At 48.3% G+C, this 21,816-nt stretch carries 25 protein-coding genes and 2 tRNA genes; 3 read left to right on the top strand and 24 right to left on the bottom strand.

Going from position 1 to position 21,816, the window contains the following annotated elements:
* The first annotated feature begins 288 nt into the window (after positions 1 to 288).
* Positions 289 to 840, top strand: coding sequence for a hypothetical protein (locus DWY25_RS04740; protein ID WP_117894277.1), 552 nt, complete (start codon positions 289 to 291; stop codon positions 838 to 840).
* A gap of 74 nt (positions 841 to 914) precedes the next feature.
* Here the strand turns inward: DWY25_RS04740 and DWY25_RS04735 are convergent, their stop codons facing one another.
* Genes DWY25_RS04735 through DWY25_RS04700 form a run of 8 tightly spaced genes read right to left on the bottom strand, consistent with a single transcriptional unit; the run spans position 915 to position 8,945 of the window.
* Positions 915 to 4,430, bottom strand: a complete 3,516-nt coding sequence (locus DWY25_RS04735) for a hypothetical protein (RefSeq protein WP_117894276.1) — start codon at positions 4,428 to 4,430, stop codon at positions 915 to 917.
* Between the two features lie 20 nt (positions 4,431 to 4,450).
* Complete coding sequence (locus tag DWY25_RS04730; RefSeq protein WP_117894275.1) at positions 4,451 to 4,795, bottom strand: hypothetical protein; 345 nt, start codon at positions 4,793 to 4,795, stop codon at positions 4,451 to 4,453.
* A gap of 16 nt (positions 4,796 to 4,811) precedes the next feature.
* On the bottom strand, positions 4,812 to 5,579 hold the full coding sequence (locus DWY25_RS04725; protein ID WP_117894274.1) for a hypothetical protein: 768 nt from the start codon (positions 5,577 to 5,579) through the stop codon (positions 4,812 to 4,814).
* Positions 5,580 to 5,589: 10 nt separating this feature from the next.
* Complete coding sequence (locus DWY25_RS04720) at positions 5,590 to 6,471, bottom strand: type II secretion system F family protein (RefSeq protein WP_117894273.1); 882 nt, start codon at positions 6,469 to 6,471, stop codon at positions 5,590 to 5,592.
* Positions 6,459 to 7,514 (bottom strand): CpaF/VirB11 family protein, encoded by a 1,056-nt coding sequence (locus DWY25_RS04715; RefSeq protein WP_181981697.1) that lies wholly within the window; start codon positions 7,512 to 7,514, stop codon positions 6,459 to 6,461. Before DWY25_RS04715 ends, DWY25_RS04720 begins: the two co-directional genes overlap by 13 nt.
* On the bottom strand, positions 7,507 to 8,307 hold the full coding sequence (locus tag DWY25_RS04710; protein ID WP_006057648.1) for an RcpC/CpaB family pilus assembly protein: 801 nt from the start codon (positions 8,305 to 8,307) through the stop codon (positions 7,507 to 7,509). Before DWY25_RS04710 ends, DWY25_RS04715 begins: the two co-directional genes overlap by 8 nt.
* A complete protein-coding gene (locus DWY25_RS04705) occupies positions 8,304 to 8,705 on the bottom strand; it encodes a DUF5411 family protein (RefSeq protein WP_117894271.1) in 402 nt (133 codons plus the stop codon). The genes DWY25_RS04710 and DWY25_RS04705 overlap by 4 nt, the downstream gene beginning before the upstream one ends.
* A 60-nt stretch (positions 8,706 to 8,765) precedes the next feature.
* The gene (locus tag DWY25_RS04700) at positions 8,766 to 8,945 is read right to left on the bottom strand and encodes a hypothetical protein (protein WP_006057646.1); all 180 of its coding nucleotides are present in this window, start codon (positions 8,943 to 8,945) and stop codon (positions 8,766 to 8,768) included.
* Positions 8,946 to 9,252: 307 nt separating this feature from the next.
* Here DWY25_RS04700 and DWY25_RS04695 point away from each other — a divergent pair.
* Together DWY25_RS04695 and DWY25_RS04690 are read left to right on the top strand one after the other, a co-directional pair.
* Positions 9,253 to 9,326 (top strand) — tRNA-Gly (locus DWY25_RS04695).
* Between the two features lie 8 nt (positions 9,327 to 9,334).
* Positions 9,335 to 9,408: transfer RNA gene (locus DWY25_RS04690), tRNA-Gly, on the top strand.
* Positions 9,409 to 9,539: 131 nt separating this feature from the next.
* On the opposite strand, the gene DWY25_RS04685 is transcribed toward DWY25_RS04690, so the two are convergent.
* The 16 genes from DWY25_RS04685 to DWY25_RS04610 are packed head-to-tail and all read right to left on the bottom strand — an operon-like array spanning position 9,540 to position 21,814.
* A complete protein-coding gene (locus DWY25_RS04685) occupies positions 9,540 to 9,806 on the bottom strand; it encodes a hypothetical protein (RefSeq protein WP_117894270.1) in 267 nt (88 codons plus the stop codon).
* A 5-nt stretch (positions 9,807 to 9,811) separates the two neighbouring features.
* Positions 9,812 to 10,069, bottom strand: coding sequence for a phage holin family protein (locus tag DWY25_RS04680; RefSeq protein WP_117894269.1), 258 nt, complete (start codon positions 10,067 to 10,069; stop codon positions 9,812 to 9,814).
* Positions 10,070 to 10,083: 14 nt separating this feature from the next.
* A complete protein-coding gene (locus tag DWY25_RS04675) occupies positions 10,084 to 10,419 on the bottom strand; it encodes a WDGH domain-containing protein (protein WP_117894268.1) in 336 nt (111 codons plus the stop codon).
* 4 nt (positions 10,420 to 10,423) lie between these two features.
* A complete protein-coding gene (locus DWY25_RS04670) occupies positions 10,424 to 11,848 on the bottom strand; it encodes a hypothetical protein (protein WP_117894267.1) in 1,425 nt (474 codons plus the stop codon).
* 16 nt (positions 11,849 to 11,864) lie between these two features.
* Positions 11,865 to 12,296 (bottom strand): hypothetical protein, encoded by a 432-nt coding sequence (locus DWY25_RS04665; RefSeq protein ID WP_117894266.1) that lies wholly within the window; start codon positions 12,294 to 12,296, stop codon positions 11,865 to 11,867.
* Complete coding sequence (locus DWY25_RS04660) at positions 12,289 to 12,699, bottom strand: hypothetical protein (protein ID WP_117894265.1); 411 nt, start codon at positions 12,697 to 12,699, stop codon at positions 12,289 to 12,291. The genes DWY25_RS04665 and DWY25_RS04660 overlap by 8 nt, the downstream gene beginning before the upstream one ends.
* Positions 12,699 to 13,172, bottom strand: coding sequence for a hypothetical protein (locus DWY25_RS04655; RefSeq protein WP_117894264.1), 474 nt, complete (start codon positions 13,170 to 13,172; stop codon positions 12,699 to 12,701). The genes DWY25_RS04660 and DWY25_RS04655 overlap by 1 nt, the downstream gene beginning before the upstream one ends.
* A 5-nt stretch (positions 13,173 to 13,177) precedes the next feature.
* Positions 13,178 to 14,185 carry a hypothetical protein gene (locus DWY25_RS04650; protein ID WP_117894263.1) on the bottom strand — a complete coding sequence of 336 codons (1,008 nt, stop codon included), beginning with the start codon at positions 14,183 to 14,185 and terminating at the stop codon, positions 13,178 to 13,180.
* A gap of 17 nt (positions 14,186 to 14,202) precedes the next feature.
* Entirely contained in the window at positions 14,203 to 14,778 is a 576-nt protein-coding gene (locus DWY25_RS04645; RefSeq protein ID WP_117894262.1) for a hypothetical protein, read from the bottom strand.
* A complete protein-coding gene (locus DWY25_RS04640) occupies positions 14,768 to 14,998 on the bottom strand; it encodes a hypothetical protein (protein WP_117894261.1) in 231 nt (76 codons plus the stop codon). The genes DWY25_RS04645 and DWY25_RS04640 overlap by 11 nt, the downstream gene beginning before the upstream one ends.
* Positions 14,998 to 15,303, bottom strand: a complete 306-nt coding sequence (locus DWY25_RS04635) for a hypothetical protein (protein ID WP_117894260.1) — start codon at positions 15,301 to 15,303, stop codon at positions 14,998 to 15,000. The genes DWY25_RS04640 and DWY25_RS04635 overlap by 1 nt, the downstream gene beginning before the upstream one ends.
* Positions 15,300 to 16,316 carry a hypothetical protein gene (locus tag DWY25_RS04630; protein WP_117894259.1) on the bottom strand — a complete coding sequence of 339 codons (1,017 nt, stop codon included), beginning with the start codon at positions 16,314 to 16,316 and terminating at the stop codon, positions 15,300 to 15,302. Before DWY25_RS04630 ends, DWY25_RS04635 begins: the two co-directional genes overlap by 4 nt.
* Positions 16,313 to 16,804, bottom strand: a complete 492-nt coding sequence (locus DWY25_RS04625; protein ID WP_117894258.1) for a peptidoglycan recognition protein family protein — start codon at positions 16,802 to 16,804, stop codon at positions 16,313 to 16,315. The genes DWY25_RS04630 and DWY25_RS04625 overlap by 4 nt, the downstream gene beginning before the upstream one ends.
* Positions 16,801 to 17,862, bottom strand: coding sequence for a siphovirus ReqiPepy6 Gp37-like family protein (locus tag DWY25_RS04620; protein WP_117894257.1), 1,062 nt, complete (start codon positions 17,860 to 17,862; stop codon positions 16,801 to 16,803). The genes DWY25_RS04625 and DWY25_RS04620 overlap by 4 nt, the downstream gene beginning before the upstream one ends.
* 2 nt (positions 17,863 to 17,864) lie before the next feature.
* On the bottom strand, positions 17,865 to 18,752 hold the full coding sequence (locus DWY25_RS04615; RefSeq protein ID WP_117894256.1) for a phage distal tail protein: 888 nt from the start codon (positions 18,750 to 18,752) through the stop codon (positions 17,865 to 17,867).
* 2 nt (positions 18,753 to 18,754) lie between these two features.
* Positions 18,755 to 21,814, bottom strand: a complete 3,060-nt coding sequence (locus tag DWY25_RS04610) for a phage tail tape measure protein (protein ID WP_117894255.1) — start codon at positions 21,812 to 21,814, stop codon at positions 18,755 to 18,757.
* Positions 21,815 to 21,816 lie beyond the last annotated feature (2 nt).

Below are 21,816 nucleotides of genomic sequence, written 5' to 3'. Positions count from 1 at the left end.
GACTCATGAATTAACGAAATCGGAACAAAGATGACTGCGCCGACGCCGCGGTGATGATCTATCAATTGGTCAGCTTTACGATAAGGTTAAAATCCTTTTCGTTAACCTGTGAAATCGGATATGCTTGCTATACGCCAACCTGAAATGCTGCGAAACTTGTTTCCGATCCATCCCCTTGCATCACTGAAATCCGCTGACCGCTTGATTCTCTTGTCCGCCCGCGTGATTATTTCGGAACGTCTTGTCGAAGCTGGAATACACTGATACTGAACAAGGGAGGATTAGCCTATGGAACAACTTAACATCAAGGTACACCAGCGAAAGGAAAGAGTACAGCCGCGAATTTTGTTTGACGACGACGGCTGGGACACGCCTGAAGACCAGATCCAGGCAGAGAATGAAGTCGTATATCATTGCTGCGAAGATGACTGCGACGACGGCTGCCGCTGCGACAATGGCAACTGCGGCGGAAATCAAGGCTGTGGTTGCGGAGGAAATAACTGCGGATGCGGATGTGATACAGGCTGTACCGGCGGTGAAACTGGCGGCGAAACCGGCGGCAGCGGATGTGACTGCGATTGCGATTGCAGCTGTGATTGTGATTGCAATTGTGACTGTGATTTAGATTGTGATTGCGATAATGACTGCGACTGCGAGTGTGACTGTGACTGCAATGAAGACAACTGCCCGGATGATTGCGATCCTGCCTGCCGTCCGCGAACCGTTATTTTTCAAAAACACAAAGAGTGTATTGAACGGACACAGCCGACCGGATGCAATGATGAAACTGGTTCCTATCGGAAATGTTCCGTAACGATTAAGATTATTAAACGCTATTAAAAGCGAGCTGGGCTCGCTTTTAATTTGTTTTGACTGCAACGAAGCTCTGTCTTACCAAAACTTTACCGCTGCGATTATTCGTCCGCCCCGCCTTCCAGATTTTTAATCGCCAGCGCAGATTTACCCGTCAGCTGCGCAAACCAGTCAAGATACGGCCGCCATAGCGGAGTATCGAAAGTCTGCGGGTCTTGCGGGTCCGCAAATTTAATCCGGTACTGATCTTTCAAACGACAATCAATGAGGGCGGCTCGCAGGATTTTAAACGAAAATTCATTTATTCCCGCTTTTTCACCCTGGAGCGTATAAAGCAATTCTCCAGGTTCTTTCAGAGGATCCGTATACCATCGATGTCCGGCTTCCAGGATTTGATCGTCTTCATCCAGCTTATCAAAAACAGGTTCATCGTTAATCAGGCCTTCATATTGGCTTGCCCACATCATCGGCAAAATCAGACTGTCGCCCTGTCTTTGCAGCGGAATTTCGTAATTCCCGCCCGCCGCGTATTTTTCCCGCACCGGCAGCGCCCCCTGATTAAAAATCGCTTTTGCCTCTACGTTGATCAGCGCTGTATCCGGTTTGCATGCCCAGTTAATAACGGCGGCGCATTCGTTAACATAATGATATTGAATACCGGCTTCAATTCCTTCTCCCGCAAAATACGTGTGATCCGTTTTTGGGCTGACCAATGTCAGCATTTCCTGATAGCTTCTCTGTTCTTCACCCTGACTGACCGCGAACATGACCGCGCCGTTAAATTCCAGCTGTTCTTCCGTTGTTTGCTGAAATTGCCGAGAGATCGTGCCAATTTCCAGACATAATTCGTTATTGTCAGGATCGTTGTCCAGTTCGTAATCAACCCTGGCGCGCAGAATGCCCGTCTGTGAATTCAGTTCAAATGGAATTCTAACTGTTTGTTCCGGCAATGCCGGCAGTGTTTGTTCAAGAATAACCTCATCCTGCAGCCAGACAGTGACCGTCTGTTGCTTTTGCGGATTGCAGCCCTCGCACACCGCGCGAAGCGATGCGTATTCTGTTTCGCCAGGATGGGCCGCGGGCGCTAACAGCTGACCGGCAGCCGCATCGCCTTCGTTGAGTTGGTAATAGCCGGAGATGGACGTTCCTTCATTGCCTGCACGGTCGAGGGTCTCAACGACAATCTGGCATTTTCCCGCCATCGTCAGTTCAATTGCCTGCGGACTGTCATGATCAAACCAGGCGGATGTTTTAATGAAGGACTGGCCTTCGTCATAGGTAACTCGATAACGCCAGCGCTTTATCCCGCTTAAATCGTCCTGCGGCGTAATCCATACAGTGATGGCCCTTTCGTCAGTTTCCCCTTCCGAGGGATCAAAGACTGCCCATGGCGGCTGCTTATCAATATTGCCGACCGGGATGTCAACCGTCGAGATATTTCCCGCATGGTCTTGTGACAAAACGGAATAATTTCCATTCTCACTGACCGTAAACTGCGCGGCAGCGCCTTCCACCTGTTTTTGCGGAGTCGTTACATTCTTAACCCCGCTCAATTCATCCTCAGCCCGGACCTGAACTAAAACCTCTGTATTCGTCCAGTCTTCCGGCGTACATGTCCAGCTGATGAGCGGGCCATGCCGATCAGCGCGCCACTCCAATGTCGCCAGAGCAGCGCAGTTTTGCGCGTGATCGCAGGCCGTCAGCGTCAACGTCTGCCGGCCTTCCTTATCGTTGATCAGGGGCGCCGACCAGACTCCATCCTGTTCATTCAAGGTCATTTCACCTTGCGGTGCATCCGCTGTTACAGAATCAACGCCGCTGTTAAATACAGCCGGCTGATCTTTAACTTGGCCTGTATGGACGCTCAGCCGAGCCTCTCCATTAACCCAATTCGTAAATACCTGCCCGTCCTCGGCCAGAATTTTTCCCGACTCGTCTTCAATCCAGCTGCGTTCGCTCTGCGGCGGCAGACGATCAATTTTGTACAGATCAGAAAGCGTTATGCCGCGGTTGCCTGCCTGGTCTTCTGTTTCCACTTTGATCCTGTTCAAGCCGTTCTGATCCAACGTCAGCACGGTTGACTGCGCCGGCAGCCACTCGCTGTAGCGGCCATAATGCAGACCGCCGTCGAGGGATAAAGCCCAGCGCCAGCGTTTTACACCGGAGTGTTCGTCAAATGCGGTAACTTTGACCGAAGCCGGCTGATTCAGCCAGTTTTCCCCGCCTTGCGGATCAAAAGAAGCAGTCGGCGGCGTATTGTCAATGAAAAAGATCTCCGAGGTCACAGCCGCCGTATTCCCCGCTTCATCTTGCAGCCGCGCTTCGATCTGCCACAGTCCGGACTGGTCCAGCGAATAAATAAACGGAGATCCGTCGGATTGCCCCAAATCATCGCGCTGACCCGTTACGGTGTTCAGCAGCGTATATCCGGTCTCCGTGATCCAATGCTCTTGCGGATCGTACAGATTTTTATAGGTGACGACAGTGACATCGTATGAATTCAAGCGCGAATTGGAGCTATGTCCTTCATACTTATAACAAGGCGTACTGCGGCTGCCTGTTGTATGCTGACACCAGCCGGCATCCTCGCTCGACCAGATCTGATTCGGCAGATTTCTCTGTTGAGACCAGTAAATTGGATTCGCTGTGTACTGCACACCCCAGCCAGGACTGGTCTCAATCCAGGGCCAGGCTTTTCCTTTCGACCCATAAGAATAATAGCGGTATCGGAAACCGCCGCCTTGTTCCTCCGTGTACCAGCCGCTGATTTGATTGGAATAGCTGTCCAGACCTTTAATCACCTCTGGATTCGCATACGCCGGGATCGATCCGCCGCGGCCGTAATCATAGAAATCAGATTGATTCTGAATTTCCGCTTCCTGCTGAACAAACAGCGAAGTCGACGGCGTGAACACGCCGGCACTTTCCTTTTTCCATACGCCCTGCGTACCGTCAGGATCGTAGGTTCCCCCATCCAGACAAACCGTAACCTGCCGGATATCCGTATCCTCAATTTTTTCCGGTGTCCAGCGCACATGCTCCTTCACTGCGTAATCCGGGATTTGAAAATAGCTTAATTCATAGTGACACTGGGGGCCGCTTTCCTCAAAAACCACATAAAGATTGCTTACTTCACGATCATCCAGTTGTAAAGTAATCCGCTTCTCTTTTGTACTCAGCACCTTTTCCCCGGCCGTCAGCTCCGCCCGGCCGTCTACCCAGTTCATTTCAGCGTTGATCCAAACCGACTTCTCAAGCACTTCCCCTGCCCCGTTCCAGCCCTGAGCCTCAAGCTGTAAGTTCCTGATTTTTATCGGTTTGCCAAAATGTGCAGAGATAAAATTAGGATCGTCCGGATTTTCATTTCCGCTGACGGTAAGTGTTTTTAAACCCGCCAGCACTTCCCAGCTTGTACGCTTCGGATAAGAAAAAGTCCCCAACGCGTTAAACTGCGCCGTGATCTGCTGGGAATTGATCATCATCTGCTGATCAGCAGTGAATTCGCTATCCCAAAAATCCTGATGACCGACCCATTCCTTGACTGAATAAAACAACATTACCGTACAATCCGCCCGGATCGCGGTCATGCTCAAAATCAGGTTGAATAGAATCAACAAAATTAAACTTCTCCGCGTTTTCAATAGATCACCCGCTTCGTTGTTTTCGAAGCCTTCAGTTCGGTTTTCAAGCCGATCAACGCAATTTCAATCTGCAGCTTTCCCGTCACCTTATAGGTACACCGCTGATCCTGAAGCTGTCTTTCTGTTTCTACCGTCACTTCCGGAGCTCGTTGTTTCCAGGCTTCAATTTCCTGTCTGGCTGGCTCCGTCAGCCCATCGTGAACTTCGATGATTTCCACCAGCGAGCTTGTCAGTTCATTGATCGTTTTATAACCGACCGCGAAGGCCAGCATCTGCGGGATCAGCAGCACACAGAAGGTAAACACAAATAAGCCGCCGAAAATTTCTACACCCTTACCCATTCTTCTCCTCCTTTTTTCAGAAAAAACGGATTGAAGCAATCATATTCAAAATTACAAAGCCAAGCCATAGAAACAAAACGTAGGGAATCATATTTTGTTTTTCAATCCGGCGCTGCAGCTCGATCCGGCGGGCGCCCTGAATCTTTTCATTCGCAATTTTAGAAAACGCTGTTAAGATCAGCTCACGGTTTTCCGAAGTGATCGACAAGCTGAACAACGTCCGCATAATCCTCCCGATATCGTCGATTTGCGAAAAACGCTGAGCAAACTTCAAATAAGGCCGCAGATCTGAGCCCTGCGTATGAATTTCATGCGCTAAAACCCGCAGGTCTTCCTGAAAAATTGCCGGTGCTTGCCGGATCGACTTCTCAATCGCATTGGGAACCGGATTGTTTTGAATCAAAATCGCAAGATGATTCAGATAGTAGGGAAATTCTTTTTTAGCCTGACTCAGCAGCTGGATATAAATCATCTTCAAACGAAGCCGATCGCCAAGATAAACTGCGGCAGACGTCAAGACCGCGCTGACCAGCGAAAACATATCCAGCGTTCCTTTCTTTATCGCCAGAATAACCAGGCCGGCGGTGAAGGCGTAGAGAATTCGTTTAAGCATGCGCTCTCGCGGTGATCCCTTCCCCGTTTTTTCACAGTAAAACGCGTAATCTGATTCCATCCAGCGGTCTAACAGCGCCGCCGTTTCTGAAACAAACGGGCCCGCCTGATAGCACCACATTCCCCATAAGCTCAATGCACTCAGCTGCATCAGCGCTAACATCAATCCCATAAATTCACCTCTATTCCAGCTTGTCGTTGCGGCTGCACCAGGATTCATACAGGAACAGCGTCGCCGCGTTCAGCAAATAAAACAGAAAGATACAGAAGCGGAATGTCTCCGTCGTCAGATTAACATACATGGAAGAATGGAACATTTTTTTCATTACGAGCGCTGCCAGCAGGTTTAAAATCATCATAAAGTAAAATACCGAACGGCCGGCAGCCTTCTTCTGCCGGTAATCGTTGATCAGCAGTTCACTCTTCTCCGTATTGTCAAACAGATAATCCACAAGCTGTTCGTTGCGTCCGCCTTCGATTTTTTTACCTTTCAATAACAAATGAAGATTACGGACCTGCGAATATTCGTATTTCTTTTCTAAATCATCCAGTGCCTGAGCAAAATCGGAATTGGCTTCAATCTGCCCCACGCAAAGCTCAAGATCTTTCTTCAGCGGAGCCTCCACCAGCGCCGCGCAGTCTTTCAAAATCCGCAGACTGTTTTTATCTTCCCGAATGTAAAGAATCGCCGTCGATACATACGTCAGCATTTCCTTTTCTTCTTTCTCCTGAGCCAAGCGTTTCAGATTCATATAGAAAAAGGAGGGCAGAAAGAAGACCGCCAGGGAGGCGATGACGGCTGAATAAAACCAATGCTCGGTCGTTGCATAACACAATAAACCGCAGAGTGTTCCCAAAATCGCCGCCTGGCTTGCATACTGACCGGCAGGATAATGTCCGCCCAGAATTTCAATTCTGCGAATCAATCCAAAATATGAGATTTCTTTCAGTTTCCGCATGGCTCGGGTTTCTAGAAACCGTTGTCCGTCACTTCGATCCAGTTTGAACACGACGGCGCTGTAACAAAAGCCCAGCACCAGAAACAAGATTTTCATTCCGCGCATGATTTCTTCTCCTTGGTTTCCGTCATGCCTAACCGGCGCTGCAGCTCTGGCGAACAGCGGTTCAGCCGTCCGGTGCGGGCCCGATACAGAACATGCTGCGTACATTGACGGCTTTTCGGATCGTAGAGATATTCGATAATTTCATCGACACTGCGGACAATACCCTGTTTCCCGGTTTCTTTTTTCAGATGTACTACCAGATCGACCAGAGAGTAAACGCGCATCTCAAGCGAGCTCATCGACTCCGCGTCGTTTTTCATCATCTGCTTAATCCGGGTCGTGACGGTATCGGCACCGCGGGTATGCATGGTCGTCAGCACGGTATGTCCGGTCGACATCGCATCCAGCAAATCATCAACTTCTTTTCCGCGGGCTTCCTGAAGCAGAATCCAGTTCACGTTCTGACGCAGCGCCATCGCGATGATCGCCGAATAATCAAATCCCGGACGCACCCGGAACGCACTGCACGAAGCTTCAGGATGAATTTCCTTAATATTGAATTCCAACGAATCTTCGATCGTCACGATTCTCTGATCGACAGGAATATAGGTCGCCAGAAATTTTAAGAATTCCGTTTTACCGCTTCCGGTTTCACCGACAAAGATCATATTGCAGCGGTATCGAATGCAGCGAATCAGAAACTGCAGCGCCGGGCGTGTGATGAATCCGCTTTCCACTAAATAATCCTCGCTTAACATACTGGCGCGGGAAACCTTACGCAGCGCCAACGTCACGCCGCTGACGGAAAGCTCCTCATGAATCGCACTGACGCGTAAATCAAGATCGGCATCATGGATATCCCCTTCCAGACAAGGACTGCCGGGGTTGAATTCCTTTTCCATCTTGTTGGCAACCTGGTTGGCGATGCGATTGATTTCCGTTTCCTGAATCGACCGGTCCGTCAGGCGATAATGTCCATGATGATTGGAAGTCACCCAGATTTCATTGTGATTCAGACAGTTGATATCGCGGATATCTTCCTGGACCAGCAAATCGCTGAGGACGCCGAAATCAATTTTGTCAAATATCCGCGTTTCACTCATCTTCCAGCGCCTCTTTAACCAGACTGACGTCGATTGTTTTCTGATAAAGCAGCTCGCGCATTTTCGCGATATCATAGAAATCTTCAGCCTGACTTTCCGGATTCAGCGAACCATAAGTTACCATCGGCAGCACCGTGCCGAAGAATTTTGCCCGCTGAACCAGATCCGCATCTTCATAGGCAAGCGCGACGACGATGACGCTGGTCGCCTTATCCGACTGTGCGTCGATGTTCTTTCCCGTGCTGTCGCGGACCGCGATCACCCGTGCCTGCGACACCAGCTGCCCGTACAACACCCGTTTTTCAGATTCATCGGCTTGGGTCGCATAGCCCTGAAAATACAAATCAATCTGATGACCCGGCAAAATGGAATTGGCATAGGACGTCTTGATATCGGCATCAATCGTCACCGCCGCTTCATTTTCCAGCAACGGAAAAGCAGAAACATCGTGAAGCTCCTCCTTGGGAATCAATAGCGCTTCATAAAACAGAGATCCTTCCGCAATGGCATTGTAGGTGTCGACCGCCTGCCCCAGAAGCAACTCCGGATCTTTTTCAACCCCTTCCAGCACAACCGGCCGCGGAACTTCGATCATTTGAATATCTTCCCGCTGAATCACCGTACCGGATTTTAAATAGCGTGCCGCAACGGGAATCAGCACGGGATCGATGGCTGCCTGCACCGTCGTTTCATACACCTTATAACCGCACAAGCCTACAACCAACGTCAGTATCAGCGTTAGAAGCAGCCGATACCGCTGAATAAAAGAACTGGAAAGCTTCAATTTCTTCATTCTGCCCCCTCGTTTCTTTCGATAATGACGACATTATCATACTGCGAATCCATTTCTGCGGTCATCGCCGCTTTTCCAGACTCACGCACGGACACGGCGATCGCCGCCGGATCCTCATGGATATCGACAAACCGCACTTCCAGCTGTGACAACGTGCTGTGATTCTCCGCGATTTTCTCATTCCACAGCCGCATCACTCTGTTTTTATTGACCGTCAGATGATGATTGACAATCAGATCTCCGCGGTTCAGCGATTCGTCCATAACCGATAACTGCGTCGTCCGCACGCTTTCAAATAACGAATCCTCCATGATCAACTTGCGGTCGAAATCCAGAAATAATAACAGACATACGCAGGCCAGAAAAATCAGCCCATAAATCTTGACGGATTGGCTCATTGTTATTCCTCCTTCTTTTTAGTGAAAAGAAAGGAAAGCACCGCGCTTTCCTTCTGTGGGTTACGATATCGACGGTGTGTAATGCTGTCCTAAATCCAGCAAGTTCCCAACGGTCTTACTGATCCCGCTGGTCAGCTGCGCCGCAAATCCAGTATCAGCCATTGTGATGTAAGCTATCAACAGGCCGACCAGAATTACCGCGATGATTAATCCTCCGTATTCTTGAAATATCTCTTTCATAAACACTCTCCTTTCGCTTACACTACTAATATTGCGGTAATTTTAAAAAAGCCTTGCGAAAAATCAAAATATTTTTACTTTTTTCCGTTTTTTTTATAAAATTTATGAAAATTTCTGTTTTTTTTTCATAAAATGACCCTTTTTTCTATTTTTCGGCCTTACTATGTGAGAAATGAATATAATCTCACATTTCAATTTTTATCCAGATTTTCCTCTTTTCACAAATTTTTTTTGATTTTTTAAAATTCAGGACTTCATTTTTTTTAAATTATGCTATAATAAGTAAGCACTTGGGAATAAGTTGAATGCGGGTGTAGTTCAATGGCAGAACACAACCTTCCCAAGGTTGCTACGGGAGTTCGATTCTCCTCACCCGCTCCAGTATTTACGCAGATGTAGTTCAATGGTAGAACGCGACCTTGCCAAGGTCGACACGGCGGTTCAATTCCGCTCATCTGCTCCATGACGATTTAAGCCCTTAGTAAAGGGCTTTTTTGTTGCGTGGCACGATTGTGGCATGATATTTCTAACCTTATTATATATAGGCATAATAAAAAGCCCCGGCCTCCTGATAGAAGTCGGGGTATTTGCTATTTAAAGGCCATGCTCCAGATCTGTGATCCGCTGCTCATGATCGTCAAGCTTGTCGTGGATCCGGCGATGACTGTCAGAGTTTTTAACAGCCAGGTCGCTGACCTCCTCATGAGCTCGCTTTTTGAGATCATCATAATCCTTTTGTAACCGATCGACGGTTACCGTTAGTTTCGTGATACTGGTATTGAGGTTGATCACCGGCTTGCCGACTGTAAAAAACAAGCCAACAACGGCGATGATAACCCCGACTACTCCCCACTCTGTCATGGGGCTTACTCCTTGCTCGACAGCTGCTTAATCGTCTGATTGAGACCGGTAGACGCCCAGCCGGAGATCGCGCCGATCATAATGATTTCCGCTGACCAATTGCCGGTGATCAGTGGAGCCAGCACCGCGCCGATGAGCAGCATAGTAGCTGGGATGTACTTATCTGGATAATGCTCCGTAGACTTGAGCGCTGCGCCGATCGCATAACAACCGGCGAGCACCAGCGGCATTAAAAACTGAGTGATGATTTCTGTGATTTCCATAATTTATTCCTCCTCTAAATACTCATAACTCTCATAATATCAGACGGTTCATGACCATCCCACTTTGGAGCTGTTGGCAGTTCTTGAACATCAAACATATCCCAATATGGATCTAAATCATAATGATACGAATATTGCCCCTCCGGTGTATCAATTCCGACGATGAACATTTTATCGAACATCGTCCCGTCGCTATGTTTTTTAGCCTTCCACGCAATCTCAGGATGGTCTTTACAGATTCTTGCAAACAAGACAGCCCGATGATGATATAGTTCGTTAAATGTGTGGTATCCATCTGATGTATTTCCATCAATGATTACGGATCCTGTTTCGGTTTTTATTTCCTGCATTGATTTAGTCCTCCTCTTTAATCCAATAACAACGCGAGTCATACTGGCAGTACCCACGGATCCCGTTATACTCCGCCTCTACCCACTGGTAGCCGTCTGGCTTGATCCCAGGTAAAAATCGGATCAGCTTTGCAGTACCACCGATCGGGATCGTTGCCAGGATCTCGCCAGACGCTCTGCCGTTGGTAAAGGACAGCGTTTTGCGTACCCTCAGGCCCACAGAGTCCACCACAACGGACAGCCCGTCAGCAGGCTCTGGCGTTGGCTCTGGTTGCGGATCGGGCTCTGCCTGTGCCTCGGTCTTGTAAAACGTCAGCACATTAGGCAATGCCCGACCCGTATAGACTTTTTTAGTACCGTCCACAATCATCTGAGAGCTGCCACCGCTGTCCAGCATTGCGCAGTAAGTCATCCCATAGGCTTTAGCAAACTGGCGGCAGGCGATGCCGTTGAGCTTACCAGAGACAACTGCAAAGACGTCAACGCCATCAGCGTCTCGCATGTGTAACGTCTGAGTATTGGCGGTGCTGTACTTGCTCTGTCCGGAGCCGCTGGAGACCCTCGTCACATCCTTACCCTCCAACATCAGGATCACTGCCGGACTATAACCTACCTTGACCTCATCTCCCGGGTATTCCCAACTAGCCAGATCGCCAGCGATCAGCTTGTTATCTTTAGTCACGACCACATCCAACCACTCGCTCTGATCCGGCCGACCATCAGCTGTAAAGCCCTGGTGCCGACCGCAGACGGTGCCACGCTCTGAGCCAGACATGACAAAGTAGCTACAGTTGACCTTGCAATGATGGATGTGATCATCGTCGATTTTGTCAATAGTCTTAAGCACCTTATCCCCGCCGGCAGACATCAAGCCGATATCTTGATCATCCCTACGCTTATAGACATGGATCGTCTGACCTTGCCAGGCAATACTCTGATACCCTGGTTTTAAATACATTTTAGATCCCTCCTCGTAAATTAAAAAAGGACACCTGAGCCAGTGTGTCCATGTGCCGCGGTACATCGCCACGGACTTGTTGATAAATTGTGACTTGACGACGCAGCCACCGATAGAACCCCAGCGTTTGGCTGTCGCCTCGATGACCTGCCCGCCGCCGATGTAGATCCCGATGTGACCCGGCTGCCAGACCAGCAGCCCTGGGATGTCTGGGATCGTGCTGATCGAGCCTTTGTCCGTCGCTCTAGCGTACATCTGATCGGCATTGATATCCGGTGCTGTCTTGCCGTAGTAGCTGGTATTGCCCGGACCGTAATCGTGCCATAAAAAGCACTTGATTAAGCCCACGCAATCAAATACCCGGCGGCCCGATGAGTCGTAGCGTCCAATCCCGCCGAGCTGGTAGATGGTCTTACGACTGAGCTGTTGCTCTGCCCATGAGCAGAGGTCAGCAGGTGAGGTGTAGTCCATGTTATCCCTCCAATCTTTATACTTCGACCCTGACACTTATCCCGCAATCAAGCTGAACAAAATTGTTATCTCCAAAATGTAATACAGCTTTGATCTGCCGAACCTTAAACGATGGATCAAGGTTTGTGAAACTTTTAGAGATGGTACAATCGCGGTTTGTGCGATATAGGCTCTGGGTAAATTGCTGCACCCATGTATCACCGATCAGAAAATAAACTGTTAGCGTCTGAGTATCACCAGCAGTCGCCCCGCCATTGTAAATCCGTGATCTAAAATCATAAGTAATCGGTATGGCCTTCGGAAACTCCGGAGATAAAAACGTACGCGTGCCTCCTCCAACAGTGCTGCCGGTTGAGCTAAAAGTAGCTGCTACACGGGTTGGCTTAATCTTGGTGATCAGCTGCTTAAAACTAGCGGTAGCAATAATGTTACGACTGAAATTAGGCATTATTTGCACCGCCCTTCGGCTCCAACCACTTAACAACCGTTATTGACCTGTTATACAACCCATACAGATTATCATCGAAGCTTACTTGGGTAATATTTAAAAAATCTTCAAACATCATCTCAAGGTCGTAAACACCGTTTACCGGACCCGAATACATTCCACTGCCAGAATATCCAACGTTATAAATTTGCACGCTGCCGAGATTGGTTGTTATCATGGGTCGTGAGGCTACCGTCCCATTTCCTGTTGTTCCTGTAACCTTTACCGAAAGAGGAATGCAACCTTTGAGCATAGCTGCTGTGATTGTAGCGGATCCAGTACACAGTGTCCCTTTCTTCAATTCATATCCAGCGGGATAAGGTGACTTGTTTCCAGCCGGTAGGATATTACGACTAAATCCCATTACCAGCCACCTCTTTTCAGAGCGCAGAGGTGCAAAAAAGCCTTTAAATAAAGGGGATTTCTTACCCCCCCCCCAACTCTTCTGAGTCCTTCTGCAGAAAAAGAATTGAAGTGCGGATCACGACTGTTCGGCGAGAAATAAAGGCTAAAAGAAGTTTTATTTTTCAGCGCTTCTGGTGTTTCAAACAGAGAGATATCCAAAATCAAATTCATTACTGTATATCCTGGACTCTGCTCATACCTCCCAGCATACATCGCGCCAATCTGATGTCCTTTACCAGTCGAATCTCGATAATATATGCCTTCATTGGAATTATCAAACTGCTGGTAGGAATAAGATATTTTAAACTGATAGTATCCTTTTGGAAAAGTTACTACAACACCACTATTTCTGTTATTCTGAACGGTGCAAGCTGCTTCTTCAATTTTTAAAGGATTTTTCCCTGTTGGTAATAAATTTCTGCAAAAGTTCATTTTCCTCATCCTTTCTTGCACTTAAATGCGGTAAGTGCAGTCCCGTTTTTGTTGCTGTCGGCATAGATCCGCAGCTTGTTGGCTGTGACTTTGATGTATGGTCCGATGCCCTCGATATTTGCCGGCCACATCGGCTCAATGATGTCATCTGCACCACAGGTATACGCCACATCGGTATACCATGGATAGCTGAGCGCCGGATCCACTGCTTGGTAATCTGGATCCAGACTAGCCACGTTATCTGCTGTCAGCTGCGTCCAGGTCGCTGTTGAGGGGATGGTAAAGCCATCAACGAGTTTGGCGCCAGCATTATCCACAAGCCGCTTAAGCTCCTTGCCCTGTGCTGCAGATAACGAATCTGTGGTGCTGTCGCTGGTCAAGTTATTAACGATACCACGCCAAGTGTTGGTGTCTGGAGGCACTGCCCATGCCCCATCACCTCTCAAGTAACTCGCTTGTTTACCAGCAGCCGGAGCTGGCACCAGCCCAGCACTTCCAGCGGCCGAAGCTGTGGCAGCCTTAAATGCAGCATATGTCGTGTTAGTGTCCAGATCCCCGACCAACTGATAGGCAGAGCCATCATAAACAAATTCCAACGTCCGATTTGCTGCCAGGTAACCAGCACTGATCGCGGATCCACGGTACTGGATTGCCTTTGCACCGCTGCCATTGACATTAAGCGTTGGATTGGCTACGGTATTGGTTATCGTAAACTTGACGATGATCCGCGCACCAGTGACCAGCTTAAAGCCTGTGCAAGCCACCACTTTGGCTGCTGTTGCTGCTGCAGTGCTGCAGGTCCCAAAATGCGCAATCGCTGATGTGCCGTTAAAATCAACGCCATCAATTGTGCGAGCTGTCTGCAGCTTAGTCGCTGAGTTTGCTGCGCCACCTGCAGAACTGCTGCCGGCATAGTCGTGCGTATGATCTGTATTGGACTTCCCCGCTAGAGCAGCCTTGATTTTTCCCCACAGATAAATTAAGCTATTTTTATCTAAATAGTTATTTGCCACTTAAAATCACCGCCTTACTAAGCGGTGATTGTGTCAATTTCGGCATTGGTGATCGCAACCATATCTGTCTTTTTAAGATATCCGGACAAGTCAATGTCTGTGTTGCCGATTTTTTCAAATTTGCTGGATGTTGGCAGCCAGATATACTCATCATAGCTGTCCCCTGTTCCGTGACTGTGTGCCATCAAATAGATCGTGCCCTTGACGCCTGTCGCCGGCAGCGCAGAAACGATCTGAAAGTCAATCCCCGTGATCCCGCTGAGGGCTTCATTGATCGCTGCTTGTACCTCAGCAGCCTTTTGATACCCAGCGCCATTGGCCAGACTTGCATTATCCGTCGGTACGGTGATATCGACCTCTTTGGTTTTAATGTCCTGCACAACGCCGTTGACTTTGATCGTCTCAATCTTATTGACCTGAGCTCCTGCTGCAACATTTCCAAGCTTCGACTTCTCATCATCTGTGTAATCATTTGAGGATAAAACTTTGCCAGATTCTTTATCCACTTTTGTGGCTGCAGCATTGGACACCTGAGCCTTAATTAACCCCCAAAGGTAAAGCAAACCATCATTATCAAGATATTTAATAGCCATTTGAATTTTGTCCTCCTATCAGATTAAAAATATCTGTATTTGTCATTCGTTCCATTCCTAGCTCGTCGAAGTCTTTATCCCCTGCCAGCTCCACACCAGAGATGCGTGGTTTGTTGTAAAGCGTTTCGTAATCTTTACTCCCCATTCCAGCACCACTGTAAGGATCCATTTTCATAACGATCACTTTCTCTTGTTTTCTGAATTCCATCTTAGCGGCCATCACAGTACCTCCTTTGAAATTGATTCATAGACAGCTTCCCGGATAATTCCCGTTCCCACTACTGTACCATCTTTAAACTTGATCCTGGCCTGGCACGCAACTACATGATCCAGCTTAAAGGTATCCAGCTGCGTCAGGCCAACGATGAACTGCCCAAGTTCGCGATCAAATTTCGCGTCTTCGGGGTATGTTTTTCTTACCGGCCCGAAAACAAATTCAACTCTGTCCACCAGATCAATATCTATTACGGATCCTGTGTCATCCTGCAGCTCAATGGCCAGGGAGTAAGTATTCCCCTGCCTCATACTGCGTTCCTCTTGCGTTTCGTGTACTGGTAAGCCCGCAGCTGGGTGCCGGTCATATCTGCATTGCAGTAAATCCGCAGCTTGTTGGTGGTTACCTTGATGCAGGGACCAAGGCAGCCGAGTTCCGCGGTGTCCGCGTCCCACTCCGGATAGATTTCATCATCCTCACTGCAGCTGAAGGATATATCAGTAAACCATGGATATTTTAGGTTAGGATCAGGGCCTGCCTTGTACTGTGGATCCAGAGTGGCTGCATTGTCCGCTGTCAGCTGCGTCCAGGTGGCCGTTGTGGGGACGATGATCACAGTGTTATGATCTGTGATCATCCTTGATTCAAGATCATTGATCAGGTTTAACAGATTGCCTGCCTCATCCTGCCCTAAAATCCCCTTGATCGTATAGAACCAAGTTTTAAAAATAACCTCGTTACGATTCAACGCAGCCTGAAACTGCGTGTAGTAGTTGCTGGCATCGATTACCGTATTTGGCGTACCAATAATACCGCACAGTGATGCGTTAAGCCTTGTATCTGTGATACGGTCTTGAGCGATCGTTGTTGTATTTTTGGAGATGAACACGTCGGCAATGCCCAGCTCATAAATATCCCCTGACTCGCCGCTGACCGGCCGGGTCAGCGCAGGAGCTGCGGGTACACTTGCAGGCGTGCCTTTGAGCACATAAAGATCAATCTTGCGTTCTGCGTCATCCAACCGGATGACAACTCGGTCAATCCGATCCATACTGTCAGCCGCTTGGATCGCCAGAGTACGCCGCTCATCCTCGATGCCGTAAGCACCCTCAATACAGCAGGATCCCGGATCTACGACGACCGTCATGCCGGTGCCAGCGTTAACTTTAAAGTTGCTCTGACCATTGTTATCTGCATGGACTCCATTGGTATAAAACAGTTTGGTGAGCTGCCGTTGAGTTAAGGCGTCTATCGCGCGATCAAAGATCGGCATCCCGTCACTGTCGTAACCGGTGATATTGGCATTGTAAGGAAAGCTGATCATACGTTTCCTCCTTTCTCATCAAAAAGGCTGCGGAGAAACACACTCCACAGACCTTCTTTTAACATTCGTTTAGGGCAATTCGCCCCTGTCCAGTCGTAATGCCTCACGACATGATCTGGAGCGATCTGCAGCTGATCCATGAGCTGCTTGACAAGCACTATTGTGTTGGCCATAGCCTGATAATACAGATTCCCCGGCGCCTCAGAGCGGCATATCTCAATCGAGATAGACTCTCTGTTGCCTGAACCATCACGATCGCCACATGCCTGGGCACAACGATCCAAGGGGATGATCTGGATAGCCTGGCATTCATCAACGTAAATGTGAGCCGCGCTGGGATCCAATGATCGTGCCGCATACTTCGCGCAAGCTTCCGCGTCTTGCCAGGTATTCATTTCATGGATGGTGATGTACCGCGGAATGATCGATACCGGACACTTTCGAGGCCAATGCTCTTGTTTGATTAAGCGCTGCTCTATTTCAATCATAAACCAGCCCTCCGGATCAGTGACGTAATCGTTACCGTGTCCTCACCGAACTTCGGCAGAATCTCTACATTTCCGTCTTCGAAAACTTCCTTTACTTCTACAATTCGTTTATCGGTCAGTTTTCCAATTTGCTGATTAATACAGGTACAGAGGTCGCCCAGGTTGTAATCAACGCGATACTGCAGATTCTTGCTGTTTGCAGTGCCGTTCAGCACCTCGGCCACCTGTTTATCCTTAAGCTTCTCTAGTCCTTCCTGGCGCAGCTTCTCCCGATATTGTACATCGGTCATTGCGCTGCCATCATCATTTTTACGTGACGTGGATCCATGGACATACAGCTCCCGGCGGCGAGCACCGTGGGTTTGATCAATCTCAACGGTAATCTCATCGCCTACGACATAGGCAAAATTACAGTGATCCGTGATATCCCGTTCGTATCCAAAATCCGTGATCGTTTCCATATTATCTGAAAAGATCGCCCACTCGTTTGCGATCTGGTTCTGCGTCCTGTCAAGTCCCTGCCACACCTCATAAATCAATGTGTTGTTGAGGTAATCGAACCGGATCCGCTGCGACAGCTCTGCCTCTCTAAGCAGCTCATAACAAGCCTCGCCAACCTTGTCACCCTTGTACTGCCTGGATATGCTCTCCGTCAGCGAAGGAATCGTACCGATCTGAAGACTTGCGAATTGCCGGCCTGCCGTATCCACAAAATACTTTTTGACGATCTGACGAGCGATCTCAGCCACCGTGCCCGTATAATTGGACTCCGTATCGATTACCCGATCATCCAGCAGCGACTCAATCAATCGCCCGGTGATCTGCAGTTGTTGCTTACCACTATCACTGACTTTATACAAGACATCCTCAACCCAGGCCAACTGACCGGAATCCGGCCGATAAAGATAAACCGCAGACATAAACAGATCAAAAGCGGAGACGTCTAAAATCAGTTTGTAGCTGCCGACGTCATAGTACCTGGAAATCCATTGCAAACTCTCAAAATCATCTACCCGGCCAAGCTCATCGAAAGCACTGTCAAGTAATAATAACTCCATGATCACACCCCCAGATACTTAGATTGATAATACAGATAAACGTCCAGATTGGTATAGTTCTCATCGGCATCATACTGAATGATATTGTCAGGGCCATCAATGGAGAAATAAGTACTTAGCTTATCCAGTCTGCGGGAAATCATCTCACCATTAAGTTTGACGCCTTTACGTCCCTTGTTGGTATCAATGATGAGGATGTCTCCTTTTTGCATATCAACGATAACCCGTAAGTATTCACCTGTGGACAACTTGGTAATTTTCGGATTTTTAACAGCTCCACGGGCGGCCGTAAACTGGATCACAATCCCAGTTGGCACATCCCCTTTATTCGGCAGATTGACCTCATTTTTGAAAGTTTTAAATCCATAGATCTTCCCCGCCTCATGATGGGTACTTTTTAGGGCTGCGAAGCTGACCGGCCAAGCCCATTGAGCGGTGATCGCTGCGATGTTTTTTCCGAAGTTGTCAAGATCTGACCAGTAAGGATAAGGGCAAAGCAGATCCAGCTTTCCCTCCAAGATTCCCCACATGCTTTCAATCTCGGAGAATTTGAAGCCTTGCAGCTCACAGCCGATCTGCACCTGCTTATAGCACCAGTTTAACCGCAGCGTGTAGGACTTTGTCGGATTAAAAAAGCTGACGATCTGAGCCCGGTACAATTCCCGGTTTTGCCAGTCATCCACACCAAAGGTAACGCTGATCTCGCGCTCCTCAACTTTTTTGCCGGTAACATAGCTGCCAGGCTCCACAGCGCTGGAGGCAGTATGGACGGAGTAAGCCGGGCTCTCTATCCCACTTACCTTTACAACTTTAAGCGGACAGCCGCAGCCCATCTGCAGCTGACGGCCGTCATTACGGACAAAGGTCAGCAGTAAATATGTCGTGTCCATCCTTACCCTCCTTTCAAGATCTTCCCTAATTCTCGATTGACCTCAGCGATCTTATCTGCAGTCTTGCTTGGCCGCTCAACTGGCAAATTAAAATGATTGACTTGATTCACCTCTACCTTTTGATCAATACCTGCAGCTGCAGGATATTTGACCTGATCCAGTTTAACGGCCCGCGACTGCACCGCGTTGGATAATCCGGCCATTGCCGATCGTGCCCGATCAGACATGCTGATCAAACCTCCGCTAAAGGCAGATAAGACACTCTGCCCCGTTTGCGTGTCATCATACGACGCCCCTCCGCCGCCGGTCACGCCAGCAATGCTGTTCATCAGCTGATAGTACACCGGGATAATGACCGCTGGCGGGCGTGTACCAGCAGCGATAGCCACAATCTCATTGGATGCCTGTGTTGCGTCTGCCCGAGCTTGATCAATCTGTTGTGATCCGGCAGTTTCAAATCCTGGTATTATACCTGCCAGCCAATTCTCGCCTGATATCGTGCCATATTCGGAATAATCAACGGCTGTCTGTTCCATATACGTCTGCTTGGCTTCATCCAATTCTTCTTGTGCGGTTTGAATTTGCTCCGCCAAAGATTCAAGAAAGCTCTCATCGATTGGCTCGCCTTTATCTTTCATTTCCTGGATTGTATCCCGCATTTTTTCAAGATTGGTCACTTGATTTTCCAAATTCGTAACTTGTTCTTTTCCCTTATCAGGATCGAAAGTTTCGATAGAGCCGAGACCACTCATGATTTCTTTTGCTTTGTCCCAATCCGAATTGCTGATTGCTTCCTGCATTGATTCAAAGTTACTTGTTAAATCAGTATAGCCTTTCAGCGTTTCAGCTCCTGTTTCATAGCTTTTGGTCAGTTCATCCAACTCTTGCTTAAATTCAAGCATACTGTTGATGCCGTTATCATCCAAGAATTTATTCAGTAAATTGTTATACTCTTCACTCCCGTAATCATATTCAGTCAGAGCATCATGAGCGAGTTTTGAGTATTCGTTGTAAATCGCCTGTTTCTCATTGATTTCTTGATACAGCTCGGCTTGCTTCTTCATCAATTCGTTTTTATTTTGAATCGCTTCAGCATAATCATCCTGATACGCATCAAGATAGGCTTGAGATCGCTGCGCTTCGATCAGGTTGTTGATTGAATCAGTAAACGTGATTACCTCATTATTAGCGTCCAACACCTTCTCACCCATTTCGTCAAAATGGATTCCGGCATTAGGCAGTAATTGATTAAGCTGATCGATCAAGAAGTTCACACGCTCCTGACTTCCTGTCACTTTCCCATTGGCGTCTACCTGAGAGAGCAGCTCCTTGTTATACCGTTCCGCCAGTTCAACCTGCGCGGACGATTCAGCAAAAGCCTCTCTTGACGCCTTCGCCATATCGTCAAAGGCTGTTTGCTGCTCATATATTGCTTTAGTATAGGCCTTCGCTGCTTCCAGGGATTCATTTTGTTTTTTATTAAGCAGGACATATCCCGCAGTTAAAGCAGCAATACCTCCGACTATCAATCCGATGCCTGCCGGTGTCATTACTGCTTTCCATGCAGCCGAAGCGATAGTTGCCAGTTTTACTTTTCCTGTAAGCACACCTACAATCATCTCATTCTTTTTTAACCCGCCATAAGTTGCCAACAAAGATAATCTGTTCGCCTTTTCATGAGCGGTAATGGAGTTTGATGCCAGCTTCCAGGCTTGTCGCAGCTTCTGGATATTGGTAATTGCAGCAGGGATTAGATTCTTCCCTGCCAAAGCTCCAGCGATTGTACCTCCGGCAACAGCGATCTTTCCAGCGTTGTTGATGATCCACGCCAAGGAGTCAACCGCAACCGGCAGCGCTTGGGTACCGAGTTTAATAACGGTGGATGTCATATCCGCAAAGCCCGTAGCTAAGGTATCGACACTCTGTCCCAACTTCCCGCTGCCCAGCTCCTCATTGAGCTGTGACACAGAATCAATGCCTGTGTCCAAAGCATCCTTGAATGGCGTTTTAAATTTTTCAAATGCTGTGATGCCGGTTTCCGTCAGTGTATTCTTTAACAGCTGCATTTTGGATTCCGTTGTTTCATATCGCTGAGCAGCTTCTTTTGTCAAGGCTGTATTTTCTTCCCACGCAGCATTGGCGATATCCATCGATTTATTAAAAACGTCCGATGCCCCTGAAGCTCTTAGCAGTGCGTCACGCATTCTGATCTCAGTGATATCCATATCTGTTAGCACCTTGATCGCAGAATCGCCAGTTTCGCTTACTTTGCCTAATCCAGTAATAAACGCGGTAATTGCTCCTGCTGCATCATCTTTAAATGCTTTTTTAAAGTCTGCAGTAGTCATACCTGCAACATTAGCAAAAGATTCTAGCTGACCTGTACCAGTCTCAACTGCCAGCTGCATCTTGGCCATCAAGGTCGAAAACGCTGTACCGCCAGCCTCTGCCTCAATGCCTACAGAAGATAAAGCTCCCGCCATGCCCATGATCTGAGATTCAGACAGGCCGATCTGCGCACCAGCGCCAGCCAATCGCAGCGACATTGCCACAATCTCAGATTCAGTCGTTGCTAAATTGTTACCCAGATCAACGATCGTACTGCCTAACCGGTCAAAATTGTCCTGGCTCATCCCTACGATGTTGGCAAAACGCGCAAGGGATGTTGCCGCCTCATCACTGGTCATATTCGTGGCCACACCGAGGTCTGCCATTGTACGTGTAAAGGCAAGCAGATTCTCGCTTTGGATCCCTAGCTGACCTGCTGCCTCAGCGATACCTGCAATCTCAGTCACCGCCAACGGAATTGTTTTGGACATCTCCAAGATGCCCTGTCTAAATTGCTCCAGTTCCTGATCTGTAGCGTTAACCGTCTTCCTCACGCCGGCAAAAGCAGATTCAAAATCTACTCCAACCGCCAGCACAGCCGCCCCCATCCCGGCAACCGTAGCGCCGACCGCCGCAAGAGCTGCTGTGGCAGTCTTGGCCAAATTCTTAACCTTATTATCAAAGTCAGTCTGATTGGCTCGTATATCAATAACAACTGCGCCATCACTGTACATCC

The sequence above is a fragment of the Holdemania filiformis genome (genome assembly GCF_003459085.1).
In the GTDB taxonomy this organism is placed as follows: domain Bacteria; phylum Bacillota_I; class Bacilli_A; order Erysipelotrichales; family Erysipelotrichaceae; genus Holdemania; species Holdemania filiformis.
The sequence above is the reverse complement of the archived record's forward strand: the minus strand, read 5'-3'. Positions and strand labels throughout refer to the sequence as shown.

What these genes read in the sequence shown, in the direction of transcription:
- DWY25_RS04740 (WP_117894277.1), top strand. Translation starts at nt 289, where the DNA reads ATGGAACAACTTAACATCAAGGTACACCAGCGAAAGGAAAGAGTACAG.
- DWY25_RS04730 (WP_117894275.1), bottom strand. Translation starts at nt 4,795, where the DNA reads ATGGGTAAGGGTGTAGAAATTTTCGGCGGCTTATTTGTGTTTACCTTC.
- DWY25_RS04725 (WP_117894274.1), bottom strand. Translation starts at nt 5,579, where the DNA reads ATGGGATTGATGTTAGCGCTGATGCAGCTGAGTGCATTGAGCTTATGG.
- DWY25_RS04720 (WP_117894273.1), bottom strand. Translation starts at nt 6,471, where the DNA reads ATGCGCGGAATGAAAATCTTGTTTCTGGTGCTGGGCTTTTGTTACAGC.
- DWY25_RS04715 (WP_181981697.1), bottom strand. Translation starts at nt 7,514, where the DNA reads ATGAGTGAAACGCGGATATTTGACAAAATTGATTTCGGCGTCCTCAGC.
- DWY25_RS04710 (WP_006057648.1), bottom strand. Translation starts at nt 8,307, where the DNA reads ATGAAGAAATTGAAGCTTTCCAGTTCTTTTATTCAGCGGTATCGGCTG.
- DWY25_RS04705 (WP_117894271.1), bottom strand. Translation starts at nt 8,705, where the DNA reads ATGAGCCAATCCGTCAAGATTTATGGGCTGATTTTTCTGGCCTGCGTA.
- DWY25_RS04700 (WP_006057646.1), bottom strand. Translation starts at nt 8,945, where the DNA reads ATGAAAGAGATATTTCAAGAATACGGAGGATTAATCATCGCGGTAATT.
- DWY25_RS04685 (WP_117894270.1), bottom strand. Translation starts at nt 9,806, where the DNA reads ATGACAGAGTGGGGAGTAGTCGGGGTTATCATCGCCGTTGTTGGCTTG.
- DWY25_RS04680 (WP_117894269.1), bottom strand. Translation starts at nt 10,069, where the DNA reads ATGGAAATCACAGAAATCATCACTCAGTTTTTAATGCCGCTGGTGCTC.
- DWY25_RS04675 (WP_117894268.1), bottom strand. Translation starts at nt 10,419, where the DNA reads ATGCAGGAAATAAAAACCGAAACAGGATCCGTAATCATTGATGGAAAT.
- DWY25_RS04670 (WP_117894267.1), bottom strand. Translation starts at nt 11,848, where the DNA reads ATGGACTACACCTCACCTGCTGACCTCTGCTCATGGGCAGAGCAACAG.
- DWY25_RS04665 (WP_117894266.1), bottom strand. Translation starts at nt 12,296, where the DNA reads ATGCCTAATTTCAGTCGTAACATTATTGCTACCGCTAGTTTTAAGCAG.
- DWY25_RS04660 (WP_117894265.1), bottom strand. Translation starts at nt 12,699, where the DNA reads ATGGGATTTAGTCGTAATATCCTACCGGCTGGAAACAAGTCACCTTAT.
- DWY25_RS04655 (WP_117894264.1), bottom strand. Translation starts at nt 13,172, where the DNA reads ATGAACTTTTGCAGAAATTTATTACCAACAGGGAAAAATCCTTTAAAA.
- DWY25_RS04645 (WP_117894262.1), bottom strand. Translation starts at nt 14,778, where the DNA reads ATGGCTATTAAATATCTTGATAATGATGGTTTGCTTTACCTTTGGGGG.
- DWY25_RS04640 (WP_117894261.1), bottom strand. Translation starts at nt 14,998, where the DNA reads ATGGCCGCTAAGATGGAATTCAGAAAACAAGAGAAAGTGATCGTTATG.
- DWY25_RS04635 (WP_117894260.1), bottom strand. Translation starts at nt 15,303, where the DNA reads ATGAGGCAGGGGAATACTTACTCCCTGGCCATTGAGCTGCAGGATGAC.
- DWY25_RS04630 (WP_117894259.1), bottom strand. Translation starts at nt 16,316, where the DNA reads ATGATCAGCTTTCCTTACAATGCCAATATCACCGGTTACGACAGTGAC.
- DWY25_RS04625 (WP_117894258.1), bottom strand. Translation starts at nt 16,804, where the DNA reads ATGATTGAAATAGAGCAGCGCTTAATCAAACAAGAGCATTGGCCTCGA.
- DWY25_RS04620 (WP_117894257.1), bottom strand. Translation starts at nt 17,862, where the DNA reads ATGGAGTTATTATTACTTGACAGTGCTTTCGATGAGCTTGGCCGGGTA.
- DWY25_RS04615 (WP_117894256.1), bottom strand. Translation starts at nt 18,752, where the DNA reads ATGGACACGACATATTTACTGCTGACCTTTGTCCGTAATGACGGCCGT.
- DWY25_RS04610 (WP_117894255.1), bottom strand. Translation starts at nt 21,814, where the DNA reads ATGTACAGTGATGGCGCAGTTGTTATTGATATACGAGCCAATCAGACT.